The 26,068-nt window shown below is 57.7% G+C and carries 25 protein-coding genes; 13 read left to right on the forward strand and 12 right to left on the reverse strand.

What is annotated here, in order from left to right:
* The first annotated feature begins 281 nt into the window (after positions 1-281).
* Both ACWGTO_RS00255 and ACWGTO_RS00260 read left to right on the forward strand, forming a co-directional pair.
* Positions 282-581, forward strand: a complete 300-nt coding sequence (locus ACWGTO_RS00255) for a DUF1236 domain-containing protein (RefSeq protein ID WP_454572890.1) — start codon at positions 282-284, stop codon at positions 579-581.
* 72 nt (positions 582-653) lie between these two features.
* Positions 654-851 carry a hypothetical protein gene (locus tag ACWGTO_RS00260; RefSeq protein WP_454572891.1) on the forward strand — a complete coding sequence of 66 codons (198 nt, stop codon included), beginning with the start codon at positions 654-656 and terminating at the stop codon, positions 849-851.
* Between the two features lie 101 nt (positions 852-952).
* Here the strand turns inward: ACWGTO_RS00260 and ACWGTO_RS00265 are convergent, their stop codons facing one another.
* The gene (locus ACWGTO_RS00265; protein ID WP_454572892.1) at positions 953-1,999 is read right to left on the reverse strand and encodes a class I SAM-dependent methyltransferase; all 1,047 of its coding nucleotides are present in this window, start codon (positions 1,997-1,999) and stop codon (positions 953-955) included.
* Positions 2,000-2,276: 277 nt separating this feature from the next.
* Here ACWGTO_RS00265 and ACWGTO_RS00270 point away from each other — a divergent pair, with 277 nt between their 5' ends.
* Positions 2,277-4,256: a putative bifunctional diguanylate cyclase/phosphodiesterase gene (locus tag ACWGTO_RS00270; protein WP_454572893.1), complete on the forward strand. Its 1,980-nt coding sequence runs from the start codon at positions 2,277-2,279 to the stop codon at positions 4,254-4,256.
* 192 nt (positions 4,257-4,448) lie between these two features.
* Here the strand turns inward: ACWGTO_RS00270 and ACWGTO_RS00275 are convergent, their stop codons facing one another.
* The 4 genes from ACWGTO_RS00275 to ACWGTO_RS00290 all read right to left on the reverse strand — a co-directional run bounded on the left by ACWGTO_RS00275 (position 4,449) and on the right by ACWGTO_RS00290 (position 6,740).
* Positions 4,449-4,652 (reverse strand): hypothetical protein, encoded by a 204-nt coding sequence (locus ACWGTO_RS00275; protein ID WP_454572894.1) that lies wholly within the window; start codon positions 4,650-4,652, stop codon positions 4,449-4,451.
* A gap of 639 nt (positions 4,653-5,291) precedes the next feature.
* Positions 5,292-5,582 (reverse strand): hypothetical protein, encoded by a 291-nt coding sequence (locus ACWGTO_RS00280; protein WP_454572895.1) that lies wholly within the window; start codon positions 5,580-5,582, stop codon positions 5,292-5,294.
* A gap of 94 nt (positions 5,583-5,676) precedes the next feature.
* Entirely contained in the window at positions 5,677-5,925 is a 249-nt protein-coding gene (locus ACWGTO_RS00285; RefSeq protein ID WP_454572896.1) for a hypothetical protein, read from the reverse strand.
* Positions 5,926-6,029: 104 nt separating this feature from the next.
* Entirely contained in the window at positions 6,030-6,740 is a 711-nt protein-coding gene (locus ACWGTO_RS00290; protein WP_454572897.1) for a pentapeptide repeat-containing protein, read from the reverse strand.
* Between the two features lie 715 nt (positions 6,741-7,455).
* Between ACWGTO_RS00290 and ACWGTO_RS00295 the strand changes: the two genes are divergently transcribed.
* From ACWGTO_RS00295 to ACWGTO_RS00320, 6 genes are all read left to right on the forward strand, one after another.
* The gene (locus ACWGTO_RS00295) at positions 7,456-8,697 is read left to right on the forward strand and encodes a tyrosine-type recombinase/integrase (RefSeq protein WP_454572898.1); all 1,242 of its coding nucleotides are present in this window, start codon (positions 7,456-7,458) and stop codon (positions 8,695-8,697) included.
* Between the two features lie 136 nt (positions 8,698-8,833).
* Positions 8,834-9,451, forward strand: coding sequence for a hypothetical protein (locus ACWGTO_RS00300; protein ID WP_454572899.1), 618 nt, complete (start codon positions 8,834-8,836; stop codon positions 9,449-9,451).
* A 75-nt stretch (positions 9,452-9,526) separates the two neighbouring features.
* Positions 9,527-9,727 carry a helix-turn-helix domain-containing protein gene (locus ACWGTO_RS00305; RefSeq protein ID WP_454572900.1) on the forward strand — a complete coding sequence of 67 codons (201 nt, stop codon included), beginning with the start codon at positions 9,527-9,529 and terminating at the stop codon, positions 9,725-9,727.
* Between the two features lie 124 nt (positions 9,728-9,851).
* Complete coding sequence (locus ACWGTO_RS00310) at positions 9,852-10,133, forward strand: hypothetical protein (RefSeq protein WP_454572901.1); 282 nt, start codon at positions 9,852-9,854, stop codon at positions 10,131-10,133.
* Positions 10,133-11,488 carry a phage/plasmid primase, P4 family gene (locus ACWGTO_RS00315; protein ID WP_454572902.1) on the forward strand — a complete coding sequence of 452 codons (1,356 nt, stop codon included), beginning with the start codon at positions 10,133-10,135 and terminating at the stop codon, positions 11,486-11,488. Before ACWGTO_RS00310 ends, ACWGTO_RS00315 begins: the two co-directional genes overlap by 1 nt.
* A 190-nt stretch (positions 11,489-11,678) precedes the next feature.
* On the forward strand, positions 11,679-12,107 hold the full coding sequence (locus tag ACWGTO_RS00320) for a terminase small subunit (protein ID WP_454572903.1): 429 nt from the start codon (positions 11,679-11,681) through the stop codon (positions 12,105-12,107).
* Between the two features lie 36 nt (positions 12,108-12,143).
* Here ACWGTO_RS00320 and ACWGTO_RS00325 read toward each other — a convergent pair whose 3' ends face one another.
* A complete protein-coding gene (locus tag ACWGTO_RS00325; RefSeq protein ID WP_454572904.1) occupies positions 12,144-12,656 on the reverse strand; it encodes a DUF5615 family PIN-like protein in 513 nt (170 codons plus the stop codon).
* Between the two features lie 157 nt (positions 12,657-12,813).
* Here ACWGTO_RS00325 and ACWGTO_RS00330 point away from each other — a divergent pair, with 157 nt between their 5' ends.
* From ACWGTO_RS00330 to ACWGTO_RS00345, 4 genes are all read left to right on the forward strand, one after another.
* Positions 12,814-13,587, forward strand: coding sequence for a recombinase family protein (locus tag ACWGTO_RS00330; protein ID WP_141906813.1), 774 nt, complete (start codon positions 12,814-12,816; stop codon positions 13,585-13,587).
* A 162-nt stretch (positions 13,588-13,749) separates the two neighbouring features.
* Positions 13,750-14,832 carry a hypothetical protein gene (locus ACWGTO_RS00335; RefSeq protein WP_454572905.1) on the forward strand — a complete coding sequence of 361 codons (1,083 nt, stop codon included), beginning with the start codon at positions 13,750-13,752 and terminating at the stop codon, positions 14,830-14,832.
* 183 nt (positions 14,833-15,015) lie between these two features.
* Positions 15,016-15,480, forward strand: coding sequence for a hypothetical protein (locus ACWGTO_RS00340; protein ID WP_454572906.1), 465 nt, complete (start codon positions 15,016-15,018; stop codon positions 15,478-15,480).
* A gap of 63 nt (positions 15,481-15,543) precedes the next feature.
* Positions 15,544-16,206 (forward strand): DUF2971 domain-containing protein, encoded by a 663-nt coding sequence (locus ACWGTO_RS00345; protein ID WP_454572907.1) that lies wholly within the window; start codon positions 15,544-15,546, stop codon positions 16,204-16,206.
* Between the two features lie 69 nt (positions 16,207-16,275).
* Here the strand turns inward: ACWGTO_RS00345 and ACWGTO_RS00350 are convergent, their stop codons facing one another.
* Genes ACWGTO_RS00350 through ACWGTO_RS00375 form a run of 6 tightly spaced genes read right to left on the reverse strand, consistent with a single transcriptional unit; the run spans position 16,276 to position 25,892 of the window.
* On the reverse strand, positions 16,276-17,499 hold the full coding sequence (locus tag ACWGTO_RS00350; RefSeq protein WP_454572908.1) for a hypothetical protein: 1,224 nt from the start codon (positions 17,497-17,499) through the stop codon (positions 16,276-16,278).
* A gap of 27 nt (positions 17,500-17,526) precedes the next feature.
* The gene (locus ACWGTO_RS00355) at positions 17,527-18,231 is read right to left on the reverse strand and encodes a M48 family metallopeptidase (RefSeq protein ID WP_454572909.1); all 705 of its coding nucleotides are present in this window, start codon (positions 18,229-18,231) and stop codon (positions 17,527-17,529) included.
* Positions 18,231-21,275, reverse strand: a complete 3,045-nt coding sequence (locus ACWGTO_RS00360; protein ID WP_454572910.1) for a type I restriction endonuclease subunit R — start codon at positions 21,273-21,275, stop codon at positions 18,231-18,233. Before ACWGTO_RS00360 ends, ACWGTO_RS00355 begins: the two co-directional genes overlap by 1 nt.
* Positions 21,272-22,201 carry an endonuclease NucS domain-containing protein gene (locus ACWGTO_RS00365; protein ID WP_454572911.1) on the reverse strand — a complete coding sequence of 310 codons (930 nt, stop codon included), beginning with the start codon at positions 22,199-22,201 and terminating at the stop codon, positions 21,272-21,274. The genes ACWGTO_RS00360 and ACWGTO_RS00365 overlap by 4 nt, the downstream gene beginning before the upstream one ends.
* On the reverse strand, positions 22,198-23,448 hold the full coding sequence (locus tag ACWGTO_RS00370) for a restriction endonuclease subunit S (RefSeq protein ID WP_454572912.1): 1,251 nt from the start codon (positions 23,446-23,448) through the stop codon (positions 22,198-22,200). Before ACWGTO_RS00370 ends, ACWGTO_RS00365 begins: the two co-directional genes overlap by 4 nt.
* Positions 23,445-25,892, reverse strand: coding sequence for an N-6 DNA methylase (locus tag ACWGTO_RS00375; RefSeq protein ID WP_454572913.1), 2,448 nt, complete (start codon positions 25,890-25,892; stop codon positions 23,445-23,447). Before ACWGTO_RS00375 ends, ACWGTO_RS00370 begins: the two co-directional genes overlap by 4 nt.
* Positions 25,893-26,068 lie beyond the last annotated feature (176 nt).

Below are 26,068 nucleotides of genomic sequence, written 5' to 3' on the forward strand. Positions count from 1 at the left end.
TTCCACTTTGCGGCATCTACCGCAGTCCTAGGAAGCTTAAGCAATCGCGCTTGGCCAACACCCCTATCCGTTTGATTTCTCCGAAGTATTGAGGATGCAACAGGTCTCGAGGCGGGAAGTTCCAGGCAAAACTGCAGGCAAGACCGTTGCGTTTTTGGATCGGACCTAAGTCCAATGACATCAGACTGAAGTCCAGCCCGGGGAACGTTTGAACTTACTGCAGGTTTGGCCTTCGAGCACAGGGCATGGCGTCCTGCGCCAATCTCATGAAGGAGGAAACTATGAGAATGTATCTCACCGGCGCTGCCGCGACTCTTCTGTTGTTGGCAGGCATCGGCGCAGCCGCGGCGGAAGACATCATCATCCAGCCTGAACAGGAAACGGTGATCCGCACCTATGTGAAGAAGCAGCCGCTTGCTTCAGTGAAGATTCCCGGCGTGGAACTCAACATCGGTACAGCGCTGCCCGATACGGTCGAGCTTCACGAAATTCCCGACGTCAAGTATCGGTACACCGTGGTCGACAACCGCACGGTCATCGTCGATCCCGGCACTCACAAAATCATCAAGGTCTACGACTGACCACCTGCGGTTTCCTGGTCCGAGCCCGTCGCCTACGTGGCGACGGGCTCTCACGTCAAATGGATAGACATCATGTTGAAAGCCGAGACTGGAAAATCCGACACCTTGGGGACCCGCATCGCCGACCTCAAGGCAAGGATGCTGGAAGCGCAGATTACAAAAGGCGAAATGCAGACTTTTCAGAAGGTCGCGGCCATCATGGATTACGGCCAGGGTCGCATTGATGGCGACGACCTCATCGCTGCATCGTTCCTTGCCGGAACATCGTAGAGCATCAGCTCCCTGAGTGACCATTCGAGCGTATCCATCGCGCGTGGCAGGCCGCACCTTGTTACGCGGATGCGCGCGCGATCTACCGCCCCCGTGCCCCGCTAGAGGTCGCCTTTCCTGACCTTGCCGTAAACGATGTTCCGGTTCGAGCCATAATATACCTGCGCTTCGAAAGAACTCCCGCCGAGGGCGGCATTGATGATGTCCCGCATATCGTCAGCCGAACGCAAGATGAGTGGCCAATCCATGAAGGTCTCCATGTACCCATCCGTCGTGATCTCGTCGCTGAAATTGGCAAACAGGAATTCGCCACCAGGCTTGACGAGTTCCATGGCTCTTTGCAGCAGGCGCACGCCAGTGGCACGCGGCAGGTAATCGTAAAGCCCCGATGCGTAGACGAGATCGAATGTGCCAAGAGCGTAGGCGCGGCGCAGAATGCCGCGTACAGAGCCCTGGATTGCTTCGACTGCCGTGCCGGCAAAGTCGTGGTTCACAGTCGCTACACTGACGGGGTCCTGATCCAGGCCGATCCAACGTTGCAATTTACGCTTGGCCAACGCGTCGGAGCGTTCGGCTTCCCGCAGGTGGCCGCAGGCAATCGCCAGCACCTCCGCCTTTTCCACATTGCTGGCCGTCTCGTCCACTGTCCTGGCCAGAATATCCCGCCGCTCGCGCCCCGCCACCGAACTGGCAGCTTCACTGGTGTACGCGTAAATTTGCCGACCAAGCGAGGTCGATGAAGCCACGATATCGTCGGCAGTGGGATGCTTGTAGTAAATGTCCAGCAGGCCTGCATCGCCAGAATACCCACGAGGTTTTTCGACCGACCAACGTGTGAACGGGTCCTGGATCAAATATTCCGCGACCCGGTGCTGCTGAGCCAAAGGGACGAGTTTCTGCCAGACCGCGGGAGCAACCTGCCGGCGAAGCTTATGGAGTCTGCCTGCCAGGCGGTCGACGGTGAGGGCGGCCGGCTTGCGGCGCACGAAGGCCTGATAAGCAAGATCCAGTATCAATGCGAGCTGGACCGCGCTGTTCCTCAACTCGTCGGAGTCGGCCGTCCCTTCAGACGTATCGGCATGTTTTTTCATCAGCCTTGTGGTGACGAGGCTGTATTCGTCGAGCTGCAATTTTGGGTCGATAGGCATGCCGTTTACCCTCTGGTTTGCCCCCCGGCCCACGTCAAACAGCATAGGTGTGGCGCTGCACGACGCGAACTATTTTAATAAAACTTTAGTAAAACTTTAGTAAAACTTTAGCCAATTGAGCGGTCATCCACCTCCTGAACCGGCTAAATCCGAACCGCCTGTTTACCGTCGGTTAGCGACATCCGACTTTTCTTGCGGACAGTGGTGCCTTCATTGTCCGATGGCGGGCGACCTCGGCTATTGCATTCGCTACTGCAGATCGCGGAGGAGCGTTGCAATGCAACTGAGTGAGGACGTTGCCCAGAAGGTGGCGGCTGCAATTGCACGCCCGCGGTGGCATTCGGCCGATCCGGAACTGCTGGCACTGTTCCTGCAGAAAGATGCCGATAAAAATCGCAGTCTCGTGCGATGGGGAATTGCGGCTGCCGTATTCAGCTATGTGGCCTATGGCCTCTTCGATTGGTTTCTTTTTCCGGATATCGCGGATCGGCTTCTTTTGACCCGCGTTATGCTAGGGGTCACGTCCCTGGCGCTCGTCGAATTTGTCGCCCGGCGAGGCTTCGCCCTTGCCACCTTGCACCTTGTAGCAGCACTGGCGATTGTCTCGGGTGCCCTTGGATGGCTCGTATCCGCTCGTGGAACAGAGCATCAGGATGCCCTCTCCCATTTCATGGTTTTTGGCACCGTATTCATCCTGGGTGCGAACTTGTTCTTCAACTTCCGGTTCTGGCTTTCGGCCATAGCCTCCGCGACGGTCGCCGCAAGCTTTGTGTACGCCGCGATGTTCTCCCTTCAGGCCGACATCGCGGGCCGGGTTGTGCTGTCGGCCTATTTCGTGAACTGCCTGGTGTTGTCGCTTTATCTTTCCTGGCGACTGAGCCTTGAGCGGTACCAGACGTTCCTGCACGCACTCCGGGCACAGATTCAGGAGCAGGCTGCTATCCAGAAGGGGCAGAAGCTAACCGAAATCGCGGATACCGATCCGCTCACGGGAATGAAAAACCGAAGAGCGATCATTCGAGAATTCTCGGAGCTGCGCGAAGACTGGGTCGCGGACGACGACGAGATAGGCCTTATTCTGATCGACGTGGATTACTTCAAAAGGTTCAATGACGGACTTGGTCATCAGGCCGGCGACGATTGTCTGATCAAACTCGCTCACGTCCTTTCCGAGATGGCGGCTTCGAACGACGCCGTCGCGGCTCGCTATGGCGGAGAAGAATTCGTCATTCTCTGCAAGGTCACCGGACGGGCTCACCTTCATGAAATAACGCAGCAATTTTGTCGCGCTGTGGAGGATTTGGAGATCTACCACCCCGATCGGGGCGACAAGCTCAACATTGTCACGATCAGTGCCGGAGCCTCGTTGACGCGCGCCGATCAGAGCATAGAACTTAGAATCCTGCTGCAGGAAGCTGACCGCGCACTCTATGCGTCCAAGTTTGCTGGTCGGGCTACGTTCACAATTTACGACCCGCACGCCACCGGCCGGGATCGCTCCGGCGAAAATCTTTCAGAACTGCTGAAGCTGGCAGTTTCCAGCCAGCTCGTTTCTGTCGCTTACCAGCCAATTTGCGACCTGGCGTCTGGACGAGTGCTGGGCCACGAGACCCTGATGCGGGTATGTGACTTCGACGGCACCATGATCAGTCCGGCCGTATTCATACCCGTTGCCGAACAAACCGGAGCGATAGTGGAACTGGGTACGTGGCTGATCGATCGAGCCTGCGGTGACATGGCGGAATACGGATTGGGCTCGGTCGTGACCGTGAACGTATCTGTTCTTCAGCTCAAGGTTCCCAACTTTTCACTGCGGATCACCGAAATCCTCAGTCGGCATGGCCTTGCGCCACAGAAACTGGCCATCGAAATCACCGAAGGCAGTGACATCTTTCTGGAGGCGCAAGCGGTAAGAAACGTGGAGCGGCTGCGAAAATTGGGCGTTCAGATCTGGCTGGACGACTTCGGAACGGGATTTGCTGGCCTTACATGGCTCCGCCGTTTCAAATTCGACGTGGTCAAAATTGATCGCAGCTTCCTCCACGATTGCCAGACGTCTCGTGGCTTGAGCCTTTTGCGGGACATGGTCGGACTGCTTCGCAATCTCGGTCATGTCGTGCTCGCCGAGGGCGTTGAAACCGAAGAGCAGTACATGTTGCTGCAGCGCCTGGGGGTGCATCTGATGCAGGGCTTCCTCACCGGGCATCCGGTCCCGATCGAAGACGTAAACCAAATCAGGCACGGCCTCGTTGCCTAGTAGCCGCCGATCGGGCGCTGGCTGCTACGCAACAAGGCGTCACTGCCCCACGGTCATTTCCGGCCATGGCTCGATAAGCAAAAAGGGCTTTCCCGCGGTTTGGCGTTGCAGTGCATGCGCTGGCCACAGGCGGGCACCGGGACGCGCGGAGGGCTTCGCGGACGTAGGAGCCCCGCTGGCCGCCTGGCGGGCCTATTGCGCCCTCTGTCTCTTGGCTTGTGCGGCAATAGCGCAGAGGAAAGCCAGTGCGGCAGCGTCGCACGCCGTCCGCGACGGTCCTTTGGCGAAGAGCATGGCGTCCGCAATTGGGATCGTAAGGCCGTACTTTTGGGCGAAAGAGGTGATTTCGTACGGCTGATCGTCAGACGGATGGCGGATGTCGAATTCGAAATCCATGTGTCTAGTTCCTCCCAGTTCGCGACCCTTCCCCTCCTTGGCCTGATGCAAAAATTAAACTACCGACGCATCGCGCGAGTCCAGCAATTGGAAATTGAGTAAAACGATGCACTTTCCGGTCGCGCCAACGTTGGCAGACAGCGGTCGGCATAAATGCGCGCTGGAGAGGCAACTGGCGGCCCAGCGGTCAAGGGCGGGGGGCTTGGGGTTTGACCGCCGGGCCTAACCGGCAATGGGTGCCGGCTGGCAAGAGATCATATTACGTTAGGGAAGCCTAAACAAACGCGCCGGGATAATCGTGCTATAATCCCGCATGGCCGTCCGAATAGTGGGCCGATGTCATCGACGAAGAGGTCGACAGCCTCTATCGAACGATCCTCGACGCGATTGTGCATTACTACCCAGGCCCGCCTGAATAGCTCTTGCCAGCGATACACAAGAGTCCAAGGCCGGGGACCGCCCTCATCTGTTCGGCCGATGTGCCGGGCAAAGGAAGGCGCCAAATTGCACATGTGATCCTCCCCGGGTCACACCGCCGAACAGCCCCGTCAGCTAGTCCCCTAAGTGGGCTGTTCTAAGAGCCCCACCGGCTGATTCCGGTGGGGCACCTTGCTATAAAGGCCTCAGCCAGGCGGCGCGTCAATATTTGATTTTTCTCGGTCCCATAGGGCCAAGCCCATCCGACACACGTCTCGAGACGTCCCTGACCAAATGATGGATCGCACTCGGCTCATGCGTCGCGTATGCCGTGAAGAATTCCATCGACTGTGCGACCTGATAAATCTCGCGGAAGTTCTGAGACATCAGCTCGTCATTATCGTCGAACGGATTCAACATGACATGCTCCATTCGCTCCACGGCGTCCGGGAATCTCGCGACGTAGGCTTTTAGGAATTCCTCGATCTGCTCGTCGCGGAAATGCTTGCCCATAGTCTCCTCACGAAAAGGCGCTAGCGAAACAGCATATAGGCGCCCATGCCGGCCATCAGGAGGCAAGCGGCTGCTCCGGGACGAGGTTTAATCGTCAACCAAGGACGTTAGCGCGAAAGTGATCCACGATCTGAACCGTCCTCACGGTGATCGCCCGAGTCGTCTGATCGTCGCTCAACGCCATGGCCTCAGGCGGCTGGACCGCGAGATCAAACACCTGCTCCAAAAACTCGCGCGACGTGCCAGACTTTTTCAGCATGATGAGAAGCGCCTGAAGGATCTGTTGCGCTCCTGTTGCCTGCGCCCAAGCATTTGCGAGTATCTCGTACTCACGTTCAGTCATCGCCGCCGCCTCCCAAATTGATGCGCTAAAGCATGATGGGCAAGCTTCGCCCCCGCAAGGGCGCGCTTGACGATTTCAGCCCCGGCAGCGACACGGCGCCGAGCCTATGGTTCGCTACAGGGCCAATCTTCAGGCCTCGTCAAGCCAGAAGGCAACACGGTCCGGGCGTCTCCGCAAGCCATGTTGAGCTGCCACTGGGACAGACCCGCCGAATTGGAAAGATCGAGGCCCTCGATACGGGTCAGAAAGAAAAAAGCGCCGCCAAAGTCTATCGGCGCGGTGAACGTCGCTCCTCGGAAGTCCGCCCGCGCGAGATTGGCAAACGAAAAGCGGCTGCCGCTGATATCGGCGTCATGGAACTGCGCTCGCCCCAATTCCGCCTTTGTGAAATCAACATTGGTCAGATTGGCGTCCTGGAAATTCGAGCGCTGCACTTCCGCGCCCGTAAACACAGCGCCCTGCGCGTCCATATGGCTGAAGTCGGTCCTGTAGGCCTCGATTTTGTCGAACCGGGCGCCTTTGGCGGTCGAGTCGGCCAGGGAAGCACGCACAAGCGTTGCCTTCTCAAAATTTGCCGCAAGGAGATTGCTGTTCCTGAGGTCGGTCGAAGTGAAATCAACACCGATCAGGTTCGCCCCGCTCAAGTCCTGTCCTTTTAGGATGAGCAGCTTTTTGTCACAGTCCTGCCAATTGACGCCAGGCGTCGCGGCTGCGTCGCAATTTTGAGCGGCAGCGGCGTTCTGCCAAGCAAATACAATGCAAACCGCTAGAACCAAGCCGGATGCGCCGTATGCTCTGGTTCGTCTCAAAGTCATTGTTGCTGGACCTCTGCTACTCGCCGACAATCAACCTTACCACATCTGCTGACACTCGAAAGCGACGGCGTTTTGCCCGCTAGTCCCCACCGCCAAATGAAAAGCCCCGCCACCGTTGAGGCAGCGGGCTAAAATGGTGGGCGTCGGACCTATTGAATGCAAGAGCCCGGCGGGTAGCGCTCAGGGTCGTAGTGCGACGGCGAGACGAGCATGAAATCGTCTTGAGTGCGCACAGGGATCATTCCGAAGTTGTTGCGGTAAGCGTGGTGGAACGGCAGAACGATCATGTCGGACGGGCAGTTCGCCCTCGATTGCAGTCTCCGCGGGTATAGCGACGGCAGCGGCGCCAACGACAGGCGCCGCAACTACGGCGCGGATAAGTACGGATCGGCGAGAGAAACGGCCCTTGAACCAAGCGGCCGGCGAGTCAGAAAGCTGGTCATTTCCAGTCCTCCTTCGGGTTGCAGTCAATTGGGAACTGCATTGGGAAGGAGGCATGTGGCGTCGACAACTATTCCACAAAATCAATCTGTTAGGAGAGAAATCTGGCGGAGAGGGAGACCGCCGTAGTCTTGTTGCCCTAGAGTGACATCCGGTGCCAAGTTGCACAGAAATCCTTTTGAATACAACGCATTTTCCCATTCCAACACGCCATGCGCTGACGTATACTGCCCGCCAATGACACCATTGAGGTGCAAGGAAAGGTGCAAGTCAAATGGCGCGCCCCACCAACAAGCTCTCCGCTCAGGAGGTAAAGTTCGAAACGAAACCGGGTCGGCACAGCGACGGCGGCGGCCTGTACCTTCAGGTCGAGCCGAGCGGGTCGAAATCATGGGTCTTCATGTGGAAGCGTGACGGCAAACGCACGGCGATGGGGCTGGGGGCCTTTCCCACAGTTGGCCTCGCCATTGCGCGCGAAAAGGCGGAAGCGGCCCGCAAGAACCTAGCCGCCGGCCGTGATCCCCTGCAGCAGGCGCGCAAGGAGATGGAGCGCGAGGGAGCCGAGCCGACCTTCGCCGAGGCTACCAACGCCTTCCTCGATGATGACAGGAAGGCCTCGTGGAGGAACGCCAAGCACCGGGCTCAATGGGAGATGACGCTCGGCGAAGCCTATTGCAAGCATCTCAGACCGATGAAGGTGTCGGCAATCGGGACCGAAGACGTACTGAAGGTTCTGAAGCCCGTCTGGTCAGCGAAGCCCGAAACAGCGTCGCGCCTTCGCGGTCGTATCGAGCGCGTGCTCAGCTTCGCCAAGATGCGTGGCTGGCGGTCGGGCGAGAACCCGGCCATGTGGCGTGGCCATCTCGATGCGATCCTGCCGAAGCCGGAAGAGCTGAAACGGCGCGGCCATCATCGTGCGATGGCTTATGGCAGCGTGCCTGCGTTCATGCAGCGCCTGCGCGAGGCCAGTGGCATGGACGCGAAGGTTCTCGAATTCACTGTGCTAACTGCCGCGCGGTCGGGGGAGACGGTCAACGCGGCATGGGATGAGATCGATTTCGAGCGGCAGGTCTGGACGGTCCCGGCAAGTCGCATGAAGGCCGGGCGGAGGCACGAGGTGCCGCTCTCGCCACGGGCTGTTGCGCTCCTGCGCTCGCTGCCGAAGCGCAACGACAACCCGTATGTCTTCCCCGGCCTGCGCAAGGGTCGGCCGATCTCGGCAGCCGCGATGGAGATGTTGTTGCGCCGGTGGAAGCTAAAGGACCAAACAACCATTCACGGCTTTAGGTCCTGCTTCCGTGATTGGGCCGGCGACTGCACCAATTTTCCACGTGAGGTCGCGGAGGCTGCGCTGGCGCATGTCGTCGGCGACAAGTCGGAGCAGGCCTACCGGCGCGGAACGGCATTAGAACGTCGCCGCAAGCTGATGACGGCGTGGGCCGACTTCCTCGCCAAAGGCGATGACAAGGGCAAGCTGATCTCGCTTGCCGAGCGGCGCAAGGTGGCGGCAGAATGAGCGCGCAGGGATAGGGCGACGGCCCGAATGCCGGCCTGCACCGCCGGGTTCCCTGCGCATACCATGGTGCCCGTGGTGCAGACGCATGAAACAGCGATCATCCCCGAAGATCAGGCCACCGTGGAAATACGCTGACTTGGAAAAAAAAAGAAAAAATGCGCTCAATTCATATGAGCGAGCCTGCAGAAAGGCCGAAGGCGATATCGGATCGATGCTGGCGCTCATCGATGACGTTGATCGACAAATAGCGAAGGTCATCGATGCGGAAATGCGCAATTATCCTATGCACTTTCGCGCTTCGCCCGAACAGAAGGCCCGATTGCTTCTGAACGGTTTCCTTGAGGGTGGCAATGATCGAAGGACGCGCCACTGGTTTCCGGAGCGAGGCAGCTATCTCGAACGCGAATGCCTTTGGTGCCTGATCAGCGTTCTGCGCTCGGGCCAGCCGCCAACCGACGTTTTGCAGCAAGTCGCGGCAACGCTGGTCCCTGATGACGATCATGGGCTGGCTCACTCTCGATACAAGGCTGGGTTTTCACAGCGACGCCCCGGTGGCGCGACAGAAGACATCTACTTCAAGGCCGAGGTCGTCGCCATTGTCGAAGCGGCCCAGCGAGATAAGAGGGGAACGGAAGCGGGCGTTCGAGACGCTCAGGAGCGCTATGGTATTTCACGGGAGCATGCCTATCGCATGCTGTCGGCGTCGATGAACGGGCCGCCGAAGTCTGGCAAAAAATCAAGTAACTCGATTTGAATAATTGAGGTCACTGACCGAGCGACAGCCACGTGCTGCCATGGGCTGACCATCCCGTTCGAGGAGCGCCAGCCAATGAACACCACTGATCCCATCGTGAACCTCCTTTCGAAGCTGCCTGACAACCGGCTTGCCTATTCGATCAAGGAAATCGCCGACATGACTGGCCTGAGCCAGCGAACGGTTCTGCGGCGCATCGCGGACGGCAGCCTGCCGGCGGTCCGCAGCCAGGGCAGAACACTGATCCCGAAGCAACGCACCCACCAGGCAACCTAGACCCGCCGGCAGTTACCCCTGCGCGGCGGACCAAAGTCGTTTTCAGGCTGGTGAGACGGCCCGAAATTACCCCCCGTTTGCAGCACAGGTCAACTGCCCGGCTCCTACTACGGAGGCGCGCCCGATGTCTGCACCAATGCCCCCACCGACGCTTCGCCCCGACCTCACGTCGGACGATATCAACGTGATGGTATCCGTCCGGCTGGTGCAGTTGGCGCGCAATGCTCTGCAGGCGGCGACGCTGAAGCTCGATGATGCCGGATACACCTGCGGGGCGCTCAGTGACCTCTACGCCGGCTGCGCTGGCCTTGTCGCCGATTGGGCTGGCCGTAAACCAAAATCTGTTCCCGATCACATCGTCCGCGCGGCTGTCGAATATCGCCACCAGCAAGGCAGGAGCTATTGATGGACGCCTTCCCCAACAAGCGCCGCCGCAAGCCGACCGACGACACTGTAACTGTCACGGAAGATGGCGCGGCGCTTAGCTTTGCGGCCCGCTTTTCAGAAGAACTCCGCTACGACCATGACGCCGGAATGTGGTATGAGTGGACCGGTTCTCGTTGGCAGCCGGACAACACGAAAATCACCTTCCATCTGGTGCGTGAATTGGCGAGGGAATTGGCCGCAAGCACCACCGGCAAGGCGGCGGCCGCTGTGCGGAAGACCGGCTTCGTCGCGGGCGTGGAACGCTTTGCGCAAGCCGATCCAAATTTCGCCGTCACATCCGAAATCTGGAACGTGGACCCATTGCTGCTTGGAACGCCGGGCGGCACCATCGACCTTCGCGACGGCTCGCTGGTCCAGGCCCGTCCCGCCGACCACATCTCGAAGCTCACGGCGGTTGCGCCTTCGTCGACGGCCGACTGCCCGCTGTGGCTGCGCTTCCTAGAAGAGGCTACAGGTGCGGATGCTGGAATGGTTCGTTTCCTGCAGCAGTGGTGCGGCTACTGCCTCACCGGCGATATCAGGGAACATGCGCTTGTGTTCGTGCATGGCGGCGGCGGCAACGGCAAAAGCGTGTTTATGAACACCATCGCCGGCATCATGGCGGACTACGCAACGACCGCGCCGATGGACACGTTCACCGCTTCGTTTGGCGACCGGCACCCGACTGACCTTGCCATGCTCAGGGGCGCACGTCTTGTGACTGCTTCAGAGACGGATGAGGGCAAGGCATGGGCTGAAGGCCGCATCAAGAGCCTTACGGGCGGTGACGCCATTACCGCCCGCTTCATGCGTGGCAACTTCTTCACCTACAAGCCGGCGTTCAAACTCATGATCGTCGGCAATCATCAGCCGCAGCTCCGGACCGTTGACGACGCGGCGCGCCGACGCTTCAACATCGTTCCGTTCACACGCAAGCCCGTTGCGCCGGATCAGGAGCTTGAAACCAAGCTCAAAGGCGAATGGGCAGCGATCCTGCGCTGGATGATCGACGGCTACCTCGACTGGCACGCGAATGGCCTTGTACGGCCCCCCAGCGTCGTCGACGCCACGGCCGGCTATTTCGCCGATCAGGATCTTTTCGCACAATGGCTGGCCGACGAATGCGATTGCGAGCCCGGCAACCAATACAAATGGGAAGCTACGAAGACGCTATTTGATAGTTGGGCTGCCTATGCCAAGGCGGCCGGCGAACTTCCCGGATCGATCCGAACCTTCAAGCCGACCATGCTTCGTCACGGATTGAAGGAGCGGAGAACGTCAGGCGCGCGCGGAATTGAAGGCGTAAGGCTGAGGCCGAGCGTGCGACCGGAATGACTGATGACAGAAAATGACCGTCATTTCGATATATTCGCCGCGCCCGCGCGCACGCACCAAAGGACGATACGGAAATCTGGTCATTATCTGTCATCAGTCATTCCTCATGTTCTCCTGCCGCAGACAGGCCACCCCTATGGCATGATCCCTAAGATCGCGGTAATATGACACCACAATGCCAAACGACAAATTGAACCTGCGGCAGGAGCGCTTCTGCCTTGGCCTCGCCGAGGGGCTCCCCCAGTCTCGCGCCTACATTGAGGCTGGCTACACTGCGCGCGGCAATGCGGCCGAGGTGGAGGCCTCGAAGATGGTCAGATTGCCTAAGATCGCCGCCCGTGTTGCCGAGCTGCAGGCTGCGGCTGCAAAGCGTTCGGAGATCACGGTCGACGATTTGGTTGCCGAACTCGAAGGCATGCGAAAGCTCGCAATCGCCTGCAAGAACCCGGCCGCAGGCGTGTCGGCCATCATGGGCAAAGCTAAACTGCTGGGGCTGATCGTTGACAAAGCCGAGATAGAGGCGACGGTTCGCAAACCGTCCCGCGAGCCGACCAACGAGAGACGTATGTCTATGGAAGAGTGGGAAAATCGGTTCAGGCCGAAGACGCTTTCTTCGTAGCCCGGCTACCGCGTCCCGGCGCGCCGTTGATCGAGGCTATCCATCTTCCCAGATCTCCGGCGCACCGTGCCCAATTCGATAGCGCTGTATGCCCATGCGACCGTCTTCCTGACGGCACCTAATCGCCATTTCACCATTGGCTGCAATGACGATCTTCGATTTGCGCCAGATCTCTGGCATGCGCCCTATAAAGGAAACTAACATTGCCAAAGCCCTGCCCAGTGCCTCGTCGTTGCCGTGGCCGCCTGGAAGAACCACTACACCTGGGTTGGAGTGCTCTGGAAAGCTGCGGTCGTCCATGAAATCGGTATCATGAGTGAGCAATATTCGCCTTGTCCGCCACGCATGTTGAAAAACAGCCTCGTCACTCTTGCCGTCGAGGCCCTCTTGCCAAACGTCTCGAACGTTGAAGCCTTGTTCGCGGAGCACACGAGCCACCTCTGGCCCCAAGTTTTCATCGACTAAGAATTTGGAGTGTGCCGAACGCGCCCAGTCCTCAGCGACTTCGGCAACCTCAGCCGGGTCGTTAGCAAGCCTTACCCACGCCATTGAGGCGGTCCTTTTTGCTTTATGTGGCCTCGAAATAGGGGTGGAAGCCGGTGTTTTCAATCGACTGCGCGCCGGCAGTAGTGCGATGCAATGCGCTTAGGGCTTGTAAGGTGTGTATACGAGCGTATACAGTCCTTACACAATGCTGGATCGCTCAATGAAAACCGTCATTTCCTACCTTCGCGTCTCAACCGACCGTCAGGGCAAAAGTGGCCTTGGCCTTGAAGCACAGCGTCAGGCCATCGCCCGTTTTGCCGAGGCCGAAGGGTTTGACATCACCGCCGAGTTTCTCGAAGCCGAAACCGGCAAGGGCTCTGATGCTCTCGCCAAGCGCCCACAACTTGCCGCAGCGCTGGCGGCGGCCAAGCGAAACGGCGGCTGCCCGGTGGTCGTTGCCAAGCTCGACAGGTTGGCGAGAGACGTCAGCTTCATCTCCAACCTCATGTCCCGGCAGATACCTTTCGTCGTCGCCGAATTGGGCGCGGGCGTCGATCCGTTCATGCTGCACATCTACGCGGCTTTTGCCGAGAGGGAACGAACGATGATCTCCCAGCGCACCAAGGAGGCCCTAACGGCGGCAAAGGCGCGCGGCGTCCAACTTGGAGGCCCAAAGCTTGCCGAAGCGCAGCAGAGATCGAGGGAAGTTCGCACGGCACAGGCCGACGCCTTTGCAGCAAATATCCTGCCGATCATCCGCGACATTCAAGCGAGCGGGGTCAAATCCCTGAGGCAGATTGCGGTGGCGCTCAATGCGCGCGGCGTCGCTTCGGCGCGCGGCGGAACGTGGACAGCTGTTCAGGTAACAGACATCATCAATCGCGATGCTCGTGAGAAGCTCAGCCCACCAGCGCCAGCTTGTTCTGGGATACGAGACGAAGTCCCAGAAGGTGCTATGTCTGGATCTCGGACACCGCTCGGCTCACGCTGGTAGCCCCGCCCCCCAGCCGGGTTTGCCGGTGGTGGGGGTAGGATGCTCTTGTGGGGCCCCTATCAGACGCGCCTACATTAAGGAAGATGGGCGATTGTTGTGACCCGTCATCGTTCGCAGAATAAAAGGCAATTTAGGGAACTGCAGCGCTTGGATAGAACTAGCATGGAGTGCTTCCGGATCGACGAGAGCGGGTACACAGGTTACGACCTGCTTAACCCGGATCAGCGCTTTCAGGGCGCAACTGCAATCGCGATAAGCGATGAAGATGCTGCACGGCTGATCAAGGAGCATTTCCCCAAGCTTCAGGCCACGGAACTCAAGTATCGAACTCTGTCACGGCGTCCAGTCAACCGTCCACAGCTTCTCGCGCTGCAACGTGACTTGCTGAGCGAATACAAATGCGTGACCTACGTCTGCGACAAGCGTTTCCTGCTGGTGCTGATGTTCCTCGACTACGCCGTCGAGCCCTACTACTACGAGCGAGGCTTTAATTTTTACGAGAACGGGCAGAACTACGCCATGGCGTCGATGTTGTCCTACGCAGGCCCGACGCTCCTCGGCAAGGAGGCTTTCGACGCGCTGCTTGCAGCTTTCCAGCGAGCCGCTAAACAGAAAACGCTGGGATCGTTAAGGGATCTGGTTTCTGCAGCGCGCCAGACAAGGTGGCGCGAGTTGCCCGAGGTTTTAGGGCCATTGGCCCAATACGCAGCCCCTGAATGCCTCGATGCCATTGCGACGCCGGGTGTGAATACCGATGCGGCAATCGTAGTGTTGCAATCGCTGATAACCCGCATGGAAGTTATGGCCGGAGGCCCTTACCGCGTCGAGCATGACCAATCGAAAAATCTGCTCTCTTATCATCAGCTACTCCAGAGCTTGATCGACCACGATGAGGCAATCGAATTCCGGCAGACTGCAATCGCCAGCCTAAAGTTTCCTCTGCAGCTGAGTGAGGTAACACAAGTCAATTCCCAGTCGAGCCCGGCAGTGCAACTCGCCGACATAATGATCGGGGCGGCAATTGACGCCGCCAACAACCTCGCGGGCTTCCGAACAGGCGGGATCGACCCAGAAGCCCTGGCCTCGCTCTATCGCTATGACCAGTTCATACATCTGCTGCCGTCAATCGACTTCGAAGAGCAACGTCGCTTCCGGCAAGGAACACAGGCCGCCGAAGTGATCGACTACTTAACGAAGAACGTCTTTGGGCCTCCGTCAGGTAAGCGTGGAAAAGACGGTGGCTGAGGGCGGCGTTGCCGGCCGCGTGTGAGATCGGAAGTTGAACCCCCGCCGGGGTTCGTCGGCGGGGGGGCGGGGTGGTTTTACGGGGCCCCTAGGCGACACTCGCGACTGGCACCCTGTCCTACGCTTTGTTTTTGACTAGTGCGCGAATGGCAGCACTAGGTACTAATTTTGGGGAGGTCACTTGTGGATTTGAGGTTTCAGCAAATCATCGAAAGCCTTCACCCGTCATATGAACGGCTGATGGCGATGGAGCCAATTTCAGGGGCGGCCCCGAAAGATAGAGTTAACGGCATTTACCTATTCTCAGAAGGCGACAAGCACCTTTACGTCGGGCGGGCCAAGAACATCACTAACCGCTACGACTGGCACTGCGTTCCAGCGTCCGACCACAACCGGGCAAGCTTCGCATTCAAGCTGGCGCGTGAGGCAACCGGCAACCCCAAGCCCAGCTATCAGAAGGGCGATAAGAGCCGCGCCGGGCTAATGCTCAATCCTGACTTTGTAGCGGCTTTCAAGGCGGCTAAGGCACGCATTCGCAGCATGAGTTTTCGGTACATATCGGAGCCAAACCCCACACGCCAAGCGTTGCTCGAAGCGTATGTCTGTATCGTCCTCGAAACACCCTACAACGACTTCGATACCCACTAAGTCGGTAATCTCCAACCTCTCTGGAGGGCTTTGTCGTCAAGTAAAAAAAGATTAGAAAGGCGGATGCTTCTCTATCGCTTCCTCAACGCAGAATACGGCCTCCTTGCCATCAGGGAACGTCGTCTCCGAATTTCCCGCATTAATGAGCTGAACGACGAGTTCGAATTTATCGGGCTGGCTCTAAAGCGGAAGGCCGACCGGATCGAACTCCGCAGAGTGCGTCAACATGTGAACGGCCACACTGGGATCATCTGCATGAGCAAAAAGTGGTCACACCCCCTCATGTGGAGCCATTACGGGGCGAGCTACACAGGGATCGCCCTTGAGTTCTTTACGTTTCCCACCCGGGTCCGCGAGGTGGAGTACGTTACGAAGCGCCCAACGCTGCAGACCTTTGGGTGCAAGAGCTTGGAAGACGTCAGTGAGTTGCATCTAAACCGGCTGTTTAGGTTGAAGTTCGACGCTTGGCAGTATGAAGAGGAATATCGGTTCTTCCTTCCGCTGGAGAATGGCGAGGAGATAAAGCGCAAAGTGCATTACTTCCTACCGTTCTCTCCACACCTTCAGTTGAAGTCGGTGATCGTAGGCCCACGAAGTGCGGTAACGCGCGCTCAGGTGGCCGAGGCGCTGGGAGGCATGGCCGGTTCGGTTGAAACCTTCCGAGCGCGGGCCGACTTTGACGATTTCAAAGTCGTCAAGAACATGCAGGAAAGCATGTGGAAATAGGTCAGCCCTCCGAAGGGCGGCAACGATCATTGCGGTCGGGCGGCTCGATGCAAGGCGGCCCCCTATTTATCAATCCGCCGTCACGGCCGGACGAAGGGCACGGAGTTCCGATGCAAGGCGACGCCGGCCAAGAATTTCGGTTCCGCGCACTAGGGCGTCGAGAAGGTTCGTCTTGGTAAGCAGGTGACGGACCTCCTCCATCAAATTTCCCGCAACACGATGCTCGCTCAGGGTCGCCTTGACCTGTTCATCATATCCCTCGCAGTAGATGCGGTCGCGGCCAATATAAAAGATCGTCTCTAAGTCGGCTATCTCTTCAGGCGACAACGTGTCAGTCACGCTCTTGACCGCAGCTGCCATGTCTCCCATGTACTTGCGGAACCTGTCCCAGTCGCGATTGAAATAGTCGAACTCGCCCCGGTCGGTCGCTGGGTGAGCCTTGATCCATTCTTCGATCACGAACTTGGCATGCTCGTCTGTGAGGTGTGCCAGCTTAAATTCGAAGCCGACGAGGCCGCCTGCTTCGCGATGGCCCTTGATAATGCTGACGGCTTCGGAAAATTTTCTGCTACCGATGCCAAACTGTTCCATGACTTGGGTTTTCGCGGTCGTAAACACAGCCTCCGACCATTCATCTGGGGGCGGCAGCATCCTGGCCATTCGAATGAGGTCGCGCCTAGAGCAGCCGGCAGTAAAGGACCCGGTCGCCCGTTCGTAAACAAGATCGATAGCGCGATATTTCATGGCCAGTAGTGTCTTGTTCAGGGACAGGAGGCTCGCGCGAACGAGTTCCAGATTGCAGATCGATTTGTCGCCGAGGCTTTTATCGCCGTCCTGCGTTTCTGCGTACCGAAGCTGCTGACCATCCTCATCGATGTCATGGAGGCTGTCTACGAAAGGACTGAGATCCGCAACGTGCTTCCGCAATTCCATATCGCCGAGGGGGGCATTGGTGATCATCGTCCAATGGGACTTGATATCGTGGTTTTTCGGATGGGGGTGGGAAACAACGCCCGCCGCGACCAATCGGTCGATCACGAACTTCAGGGAAAGCTCGACGGCGTGTCGCGCGTTGTAAAGGATCGGCATCGCCAGCGTATCACGCTTCCCGTATTGGCGCTGATCTATCACCGCGCTGGCCAGTTCAAGCGCGGCCTCCATGTAACCATCAACGTAGTTCTCGGCGCTTCCCTGGCTGCCGACGCAGGCGTTCCACTCGCTGCCGTAGATCTGCGAGAAGAACGGATCGAAGGGCTCGGCCGGAGGGTCAATAGGGGTCGTGACGTTGGTCATACTATGGCCTGCCTACTTTCGAGAGGCTTAGATATTGGCCAGCGGCAGCATGTTCAAGCGCCGGCGGACTTCCCGCCAATGAGGCATCGCCTCGTCCAAGATGCCGTAAAATGCCGGCGTATGGGTCGACTGAAGAAGATGGGCCAGCTCATGAAGGATAATATATTCGAGGCACTCAGGAGGCTTTTTCGCCAATTCGGTATTCAGGCGGATATTGCCCGTAAGAGGGTTGCAACTCCCCCATCTGGTTTTCATGCGCTGTATAAACAGTTGTCGAGCCGCGACTTTGAGGTGGTTTTCCCACTTGGCAATGAGAGGCCCAGCCGCACGACGTAGCTCATCTCTATACCAACCATCCACGACGCGCTGCTTTTCGGCGACAGTTGCGCCAGCGCGTACTTGCAGGACCAGCGTGCGATGTCGGGGCGAGACAGCAGCCGCCCCTTCGCGCTCGACCACGTTCAGCAGAAAACGTTCCCCCCACACAAAATGGCTTTCACGGTCAACATATTCGCGTGGTGGCTCTCGCTCCTGCATGTTGATTTTGCGCTGGTTACGCCTGATCCAGACGAGATGCGCGACGGCGAAGGCGCGAATGGTGTCAAGGCTGGCCCGATCCGGCGCGGCGATCCGCACCCGGCCTGTCGGTGGATGTACGCTCAAATGCATATTCTTGATGTCCTTGCGGACAACATCCACGGTTAGCTCGCCTAGGTCGAGCACCGTCTCCATCAATATTCCCTTTGATGATAAATGATGGCGAACAAGCGCTCGGTTTCGGCCTCATCCTGCACGATCTCATATATCGCGGCCTTGATCTCCTGCTCACGGGCACGTACGCCCCTCCAGTCTGCCTGACGGACCTGCTTGATTTTGGCGTCGATCCTCACAGCGAGCCCAGCGTCTTTGGCAAGGTTGTTGTAAAGGGCTTTCTGTCCCTCGGTCTGGATTGCTGCGGGACGGCCGCCTTCCTGACCAGCGTTGAGGGTGCCCACCAACCGGGCGATCTGTTTCAAGTACTCCTCATAGGAAAGCGCATGCGCCTTGCGTGCCGCAATGATCTCGTCGAGCAGCGTCGACATCTTGTCGTAGAACGCCGGGTCGGTTAGCCGCTCCTTGATGATCTTTGCTCGCACGTTGTTCTCGATGGTTTCCGCGACGGCGTCCTTGTTGCCCTTGAGGCTACCCGGCAGCGTGTCGATTGTCCCTTCGATCCCAAGCGTTGCAATGATCTCAAGCAGCGGCATATCATCGAAGGGCGAGATCTTCCGTGGCTCCTTCGCCTCGATATAGGTGTCGATCAGATGCCGCATGTCGGCCTCGTAGGCCCTCAGGTCCAATGTCTCGCCACTGGCATTTCGGATCATGTCGCGCAGCTTCAGATAGTCGGCTATCTGACGTTTGATCGCATCGACTTCGGTAGCCGAGTAACCCGCCATATCGAGATTATCGGCCATGTTGGCAAAGGCGCGCACCAGTCCGGCGCAGGCTTTGTAGAAAGTCGCACGCAGGGCCTCACGCTCCTGCAGGTCGGTGGCAATCTCGGTATTGCCGCAGAAATAGCGGCGAAAGGCGTCGTCATTACGTGGCGGAGGAACCGGCTCACAGATCAGGTAGATGGCCTCTAGTGCCTCGTCCAACCGCTGACGACCCTTTGTGAGGCGGTCCTGAAGTATGACCTCCGGATCTACACTTCCTGTGGCGTGGTCGAGCTCGGAAGAATAAACCTTGATCGCGCCCTCCACCTTCTTGAACAAGTCCATGTAGTCGACGATGTAGCCGAATTGCTTGTCCTCCCCGTCGAGCCGGTTGGTGCGGCAGATCGCCTGAAACAGACCATGATCTTGCATTGACTTGTCGATGTAGAGGTAGGTACAGCTTGGCGCATCAAACCCGGTGAGCAGCTTGTCGACAACGATTACGAGTTTCATCGTCGCCGGCTCTTTCTTGAAGAGCTGCTTAGCCTGTTCCTCGTAAACTTCGGTCCTAGTCATCCCGGGCTGAACGGGAACGTTTTTCAGAACGTCCTGATAGAGGTTGTAAATGAATTGCTTGTCGGTCTCACTGGCCGCGCCGGTGTCTTCAAGAGTGATATCGGCAGCTTGAGGGTTGTATGAAGTTATGACGGCGCAGTGTCCCCTGAACTGGGTCTTGCTGAAGAGCGCGTAGAACTTGCACGCTTCGAAGATGCTTCGGGCGACCAGCATGGCGGTGCCACGATCATTGCTAAGCCGGGGCTTCACCCCAAAATCAAAAACAATGTCGCTGACGATGCGCTCCATGCGCGAGCGCGAGCTGAGAACGCGCTGCATTGTGCCCCATTGCTTGCGCAACTCGTCTTTCTGCCAGTCGTTCAGGCCCTTCGTTTTCGCATCGAACCACGCGTCGATCTTGTCCTGGCTGCCGAGCAGTTGATCGACGTCTCGGGCCTCATAAACGAGGTCAAGGACAACGCCGTCCTCTACCGCCTCACTATACTTGTACGTATGGATGTAGCTGCCGAAGACCTCAAGACTGGTTGCTTTGTCCTGCTTTAGCAGCGGCGTGCCTGTGAAACCTATGAAGACCGCGCCCGGCATCATGGCTTTCATGATGCGGTTGAGCCTGCCACTCTGCGTCCGGTGCGCTTCGTCTACAAAGACGAAAAGCTCGCCGATGGTCTGGGCGGGCTTGGCTTCCAGTTCGCGGACAAAGCGATCGAAGTTGCCGACGTCGCGCTGGCCGAATTTCTGTACCAGCGAACATATGAGCCGGGGCGTTGGCGCGCCGCTCAGAAGTGCCATCAGATCGGCCCCGCTCTTAGTACGCCTGATGTTCTCGCCGGTCGCAGCAAATCCTGTCTCTATTTGGCCGTCCAGTTCGTCGCGGTCGGTAACGATGATCACGCGGGCGTTGGGGTTGGTCTGCAACACCCAGCGGGCGAGCAACACCATGACGATGCTTTTGCCCGAGCCTTGCGTGTGCCAGATGATCCCGCCCTCGCGGCGCGCGACGCGTTCCTGAGCTGCCTTGATCCCAAAGTACTGGTGGACACGGGGCAACTTCTTGATCCCCCCGTCGAACAGCACGAAGTCGCGGATCAGCTCTAGGGAGCGGCGCTTTTCGCATATCTTAAGCAGGTACTTGTCGAGCTTCAGGTCGGTGTCGTCTGCCTCATCTTCTTTCCACGTCAGGAACAGCTTTTCGGGCGTACCGATGGTGCCATACCGAAGGCCTTGGCTGTCATTTCCGGCGAAGACGAATTGAATTGTCGCAAAGAACCACGCGTTGAATTCAGGCGATTGGTTTGAGATGCTTTGGCGGATGCCCTTGGCGATATCAGTGCGACTGTTTTTCAGCTCCAGCATGCCGATGGCGATGCCATTGATGTACATCACGATATCCGGACGGCGCGTATATCCGCCTAGAAGCGTTACCTCTTCCGCGATGGCGAAGTCATTGCGTTCCGGCATCTCCCAGTCGATGAGGTGGATGGTCTCCGAGAATTTGCCCGCCTCGGTTCTGGCGGAAACACCGTAGCGCAGCAGCCCGTGAACCTCCTTGTTGTTTTGGTAGAGGCTCCGCGTCGGGTTCCCGGCCTCCCGACGAAGCCGCTCGCCTGCAGCGGAAACCTGCGCGTCGGAATAGCCTCGCGCCTTTAGGTTGCGGCCAAGCAACTCCTCCTCAATGTTAGAGTTGGCGCGCTCCGACCAGTCGCCGAGATAACGCCAGCCGAGGCGCTCTCGAAATAGCGCAATCACGCGGTCTTGCGTGGTCCGTTCCGGTTCGCCGATCACGCTTTCACCAGCTTGAAGCGGATCTCGTAGCGGTAGAACGAGACGTTCGGCACAACGGCCAGTGCCCAACGCAGTTTTTTGTCATCCTCCAAGGCGATGATTGCGCCTTCGACGGTCTGGTTGAGCTCTGCGATCTGTTCCTTCACGTAGCCCATGTAGCGCAGCACTTGGCCGACCACGACGTCACTCGCGCGCCCGCGCTTCAATTCCACGACGAGCAGGCGCTTCCTGTCTTTGCTGATGGCCAGGATGTCGATTGGTCCGGCGTCGGTTTCATACTGCTGGCCGACCTTTTCGCCATCCTCCTCGAAGATGGCAAAGGTTTTGGCGAGTTCGGTCTGGTCCCAGTTGACGACGAGGAACGCTTCCAGATGCTTCTCCATCGCGAACGCGACGGGGTCCTCGATGGTCGGGTCTGCTGAGATGATCGCGAGGGGTGGCGGGGCGATCTTCAGAAAGGTCTCGATCTCTGGGCCATGGACTGAAACGTTGGACACGGTGCCGATGGAACCAGTGGAGCTTTGCAAAGCTTCGCTCATCGCGGCGCGTTCGATTGCGATGTCGAGCCAATTCACCTTGCGGCGATGAGGCAGATTTCCACCGGGCGCGTAGTAATATCCTCCCGTCACCTCGCCGGCGCGATAGGAACCCGCTCCATCCGGGCAGAGAACGATATCGCCAGCGTCGATACCCTTGCCGATGGTCCAGAGCGCCCCGCAGGCAAGCCCCGCTGTCACCTTGGACTTGCCGGGATGACCTGCAAGATAGACGGGAATAAATGTCTTGTTGAAGGCGCGCCATTCGTCGGGGAGCTTTTTGGAGAGGTCTTCATTGATCCCGAAATCAGCACCGATGAAACCGCCCGCGAAGCATTCAGCTGCGAAGGCGCTCTTCCTGCCCAGCATGATGCGGTAATAGCTTTTCATATTAGCCTAATCTCCCCGGTCAGCAGGGACTGCATCATTCCTTGCTTCACATCACGCGCCTTGGCGAGTTTGCACTCCAAGGCTGCGATCCCAGCGTCCATGTCTGAAAGTGCAGCCGCAATGGCTATTTGTTCCTCAATGGTTGGGACATCGAAGAGCAACGCTTTAATCTTTTTAAGCGTAATACGAGTGATGGCATTGCCACTCATCTGCCCCTTGATTTGGTTTTGCCCGTGCTCCGACAGGAGTTGATATAAGAAATACTCCGCGCAGTGCTTTGGAGAAAATCTCAAAAAGGCTACACTTGAAAGCAGGCTTATCGGCTCATCAATAGTATTCATTGCAGCATTGCCAGTGCTAGCACCATCTTTGGTAATTAGCAAATCACCAGAACGAGTGTCACATCTCGCATAAATTTTTAGATGCTCGGCCGCACTAACCGTCTCTACTTCGGAAAGATTGAGCTTTCCGGCCCCGATGTTCCTCGAAGTGATATAGAGGAAGTCGCCACCGCCGACTTTGGGCGAGAAATGAGTTCCGTCTTGGATTTTAGTGCAAACGGCTGACAAAGGCTCTCTGGTCCATTTCTTCTGAAAACCCGGCAGCCGCTGCGATCCCGTCAGCAATTTCTGCATCGCACCCTGCTTGATATCGCGCTTCTTGTCGATCAGCGCTTCCAGCGCATTGATCAGCGCATCTGCAGTTCCCAGCGCCTCGGCAATAGCCTGTTGTTCAATTGGGTCAGTTGGAAGCGCAACCTGAAAACCTTGGATCTCTTGAATAGCAAGCTTAGGTTGCGCACCTACTGTGCGCTTACTCTCAATCTCTGACTGTATTCGATCCGTCTGAATGCAGTAAAAAAGAAGGTCCCGATTACAAGTTATATCGGTCAGTTTGTCTGCATTTTCAGTTAGGTTGGCGCCATCCAACGAACTCGGAATGCGCCCGACTAGGCCAAGCGTGCCTGCGACGCTAATATAGAGATCGCTGCTCGAAATCGTATATCGTTTAATCACCGGAAAAACATCAACCGGAACATATTGAATTGCTTCGGTGTTTACGGTGCCGTCTTTCATGTCCGACACGCGAACGTAAGGATAAGGTGTGATGTCCTGCACTAAGGACCGTCCTTGTGGAAGGCGTTTCCCTCCCTTCACTTGACACACTTGTTCGAGACATCGGACCTCCCAATCCTGCGGTATCACGCCGACTTCCGTCAGCTTATAGCCAGCCCGGACGGAACTCACGTGTGCCCCATCTTCTCAAGATGCCCCGCCAAGGCACCTTCTAGCTCCGCCACGCGACCCGCCAACGCTGGCAGCGTCGTACCATAGCGATCTGATAGCTGCTTGACCCGCTTTGTCAGGGCCTGCGCCACACGGGCCGTCTCCCCATCTATGCTTGCTTGGAGGGTTGCCAGCCATTTGTCCTCTACCACCAGCGTAGTGACGTCGGCCTCCGAGAGCTTCGGATAGACGGCATAAACCTTGTCGTCCAGTTCATCCTCCAGTCCCTTGGCCCAACGCTTACTCTCCCTCTCTGCCTCCGACAGCGCGAGCCAGTCATTGAGCACTTTGGCCTCCTGCGTAGCTCCCTTGTCACTCTTGATCTCCTTCAGCCGCGCCTTCACAATTGCGGGGGTGGCGGAGAAGACGCCATCCTCGTCAAGCAGCTCCGAATAGAGGCCATCCTCACCTCCGTGCTCCTCCTCCAGAGCAGCGAGATGCATGGCGATTTCCTCCGCCTTCGCCTGCAGTGCCTCGATCTCATTCCGTTCCTTGGCGAAATATCTCCCAATGACCAACGCCTTAGGAACTAGGTCGCAGATCCAGCCTTTGTCCTTCTTGGTCTTCGGGTCGATCACGCGCGTTGTTTCCGCCTTCCAGCCATCGGCGGCGATGAGATAGGCATCGTCCTGCATCACCTCGTCCCAATAATCCATGAGGTGCTGATAGATGTCATAGGCGTCGAGGAGTGGGCGGCGCTCATAGTGCTTGAGCAGTCCTTCAGCAAGATCGACGATCAGACCCTTCGGATGGAACCCGCGCGTGAGGCCTTTAAGTGTGCCAGTTTGTTGCGCGCGCCATGCCGAGAAATGCGTGCTCAGGCCCTCTGTGAAGGCACCAAATTCCGGGTGCTCATGGATCGCTGTACGGATGGCCTCCGGCTTCACTGCAAGATCGACATATCCGGGCCGATTAGGCTTGAAGAGTGTGTCTTTGAGGCTCTGGCAGACAGCCCAATACGCTTGAAGCGCCTCAACATCCCGCTCCGGAACGCCGCCCTTCAGATGCGCCGCTATGTCATGGCGGTCCTCTGGCGGTTGGCTATCAATATATCGCGGCAGATTGAGGTTGAACTCGTTCTTCTCGATGATGTCGTAGCCGACCATTCGGGCGTACTTCGGCACGTTTTCGCCACGCCTAACCACATCGACGATCCGATGGATGTCCATCTCGCGAAGCCTGTTCTTCGGCCCGTCCTTCATAAAGCCTCTGCTCGCATCGACCATAAAGGTGCCACGCCGCGCGCCAGCATTCCCTTTATCGATAAGGATGATGCAAGCGGGAATGCTAGTGCCGTAAAACAGGTTTGCTGGCAAAGCGACAATCGCCCTGATCAGCCCACGCTGGACTAGGTTCTTCCTGATCTGGGCTTCCGCGTTGCCTCGAAACAGTACACCATGCGGTAGGATGCAAGCAGCTTTGCCTGTCGACTTCAGCGATTTGATGATGTGGAGTAAATAGGCGAAATCGCCCTGCTTCGGCGGGGGAACTCCAAAGCCGTCGAAGCGGTGAAAGTTGATTGTGTCAGGACTTTCGATACCCACGACCGTTGTTGGCCGCAGCTCGTTCGGGTCCATGCCCGTGCTCCAGCGCTTGTCACTGAACGGCGGATTGGCGACGACGTAGTCGAAGGTTTTGAGCGCTTCGTCCTCTTTGAAGAATGGGGCGGCGAGCGTGCTTTGGCCGGGGTGGATCACTGCACCCGCATAACCATGCAGGATCAGGTTCATCTGAGCGAGGCCGGCGGTGCTGCCATCCTTTTCCTGCCCATAGAGGGAGACCTTCACGCCAGCCTCATCGGCTACTCTGATCAGTAGTGAGCCCGAGCCGCAGGTGGGATCGTAGATCGTCGTCTGCGCTGTTGTATTCGAATTTCGTATGCCGAGAATTTGCGCTATGACGCGGCTTACCTCGGCTGGTGTGTAGAACTGGCCTTTCGACTTGCCACTCTCGGTCGCGAAGTGGCGCATCAGGTACTCATACGCGTCACCTAAGATATCGTCGCCATCGGCGCGGTTGCGCGAAAAATTCAGTGCCGGGTCTTCAAAGACAGCAATGAGATTGGTCAGGCGTTCCGCTTTCTCCTTGCCCTTGCCGAGCTTGCTATCCTCATTGAAGTCCGGGAAGCCGCCAAGCTTGTTGGCCTTCGCCAGCGGCCCGATGATGTTTTTGTTGATCTGGTCGCCGATGTCCGACTTACCCTTAAGCGCCACCAAATCAGCGAAACTGGAACCCGACGGGACTGTGATGTCGCCGAAGGGTTTTCCGGCGTACTTATCAGAGACATATCGGACAAACAGCAGCGACAGCACATAGTCCTTGTAGGAGGGGGCATCCATACTGCCCCGCAACACGTCGCATCCCTGCCAAATGCGACTGTAGATTTCTGACTTCTTGACCGCCACAACGCCCCCAGGTTCAAATCACCCTCCCGGCTGGTTTAGCAGCTTAGGCAGGTCAATCGGCAAGCACTTTGTTGTTCCATGAGAGCACGACGCAATTCCTGCCGACAGCAGCCATGCGTTCCTTTCTGAAGGCGGGTTCCAAAAGCGCTAAGCTCACGTGGATATAGGCTCAACCG

The sequence above is a fragment of the Mesorhizobium sp. PL10 genome (genome assembly GCF_053714315.1).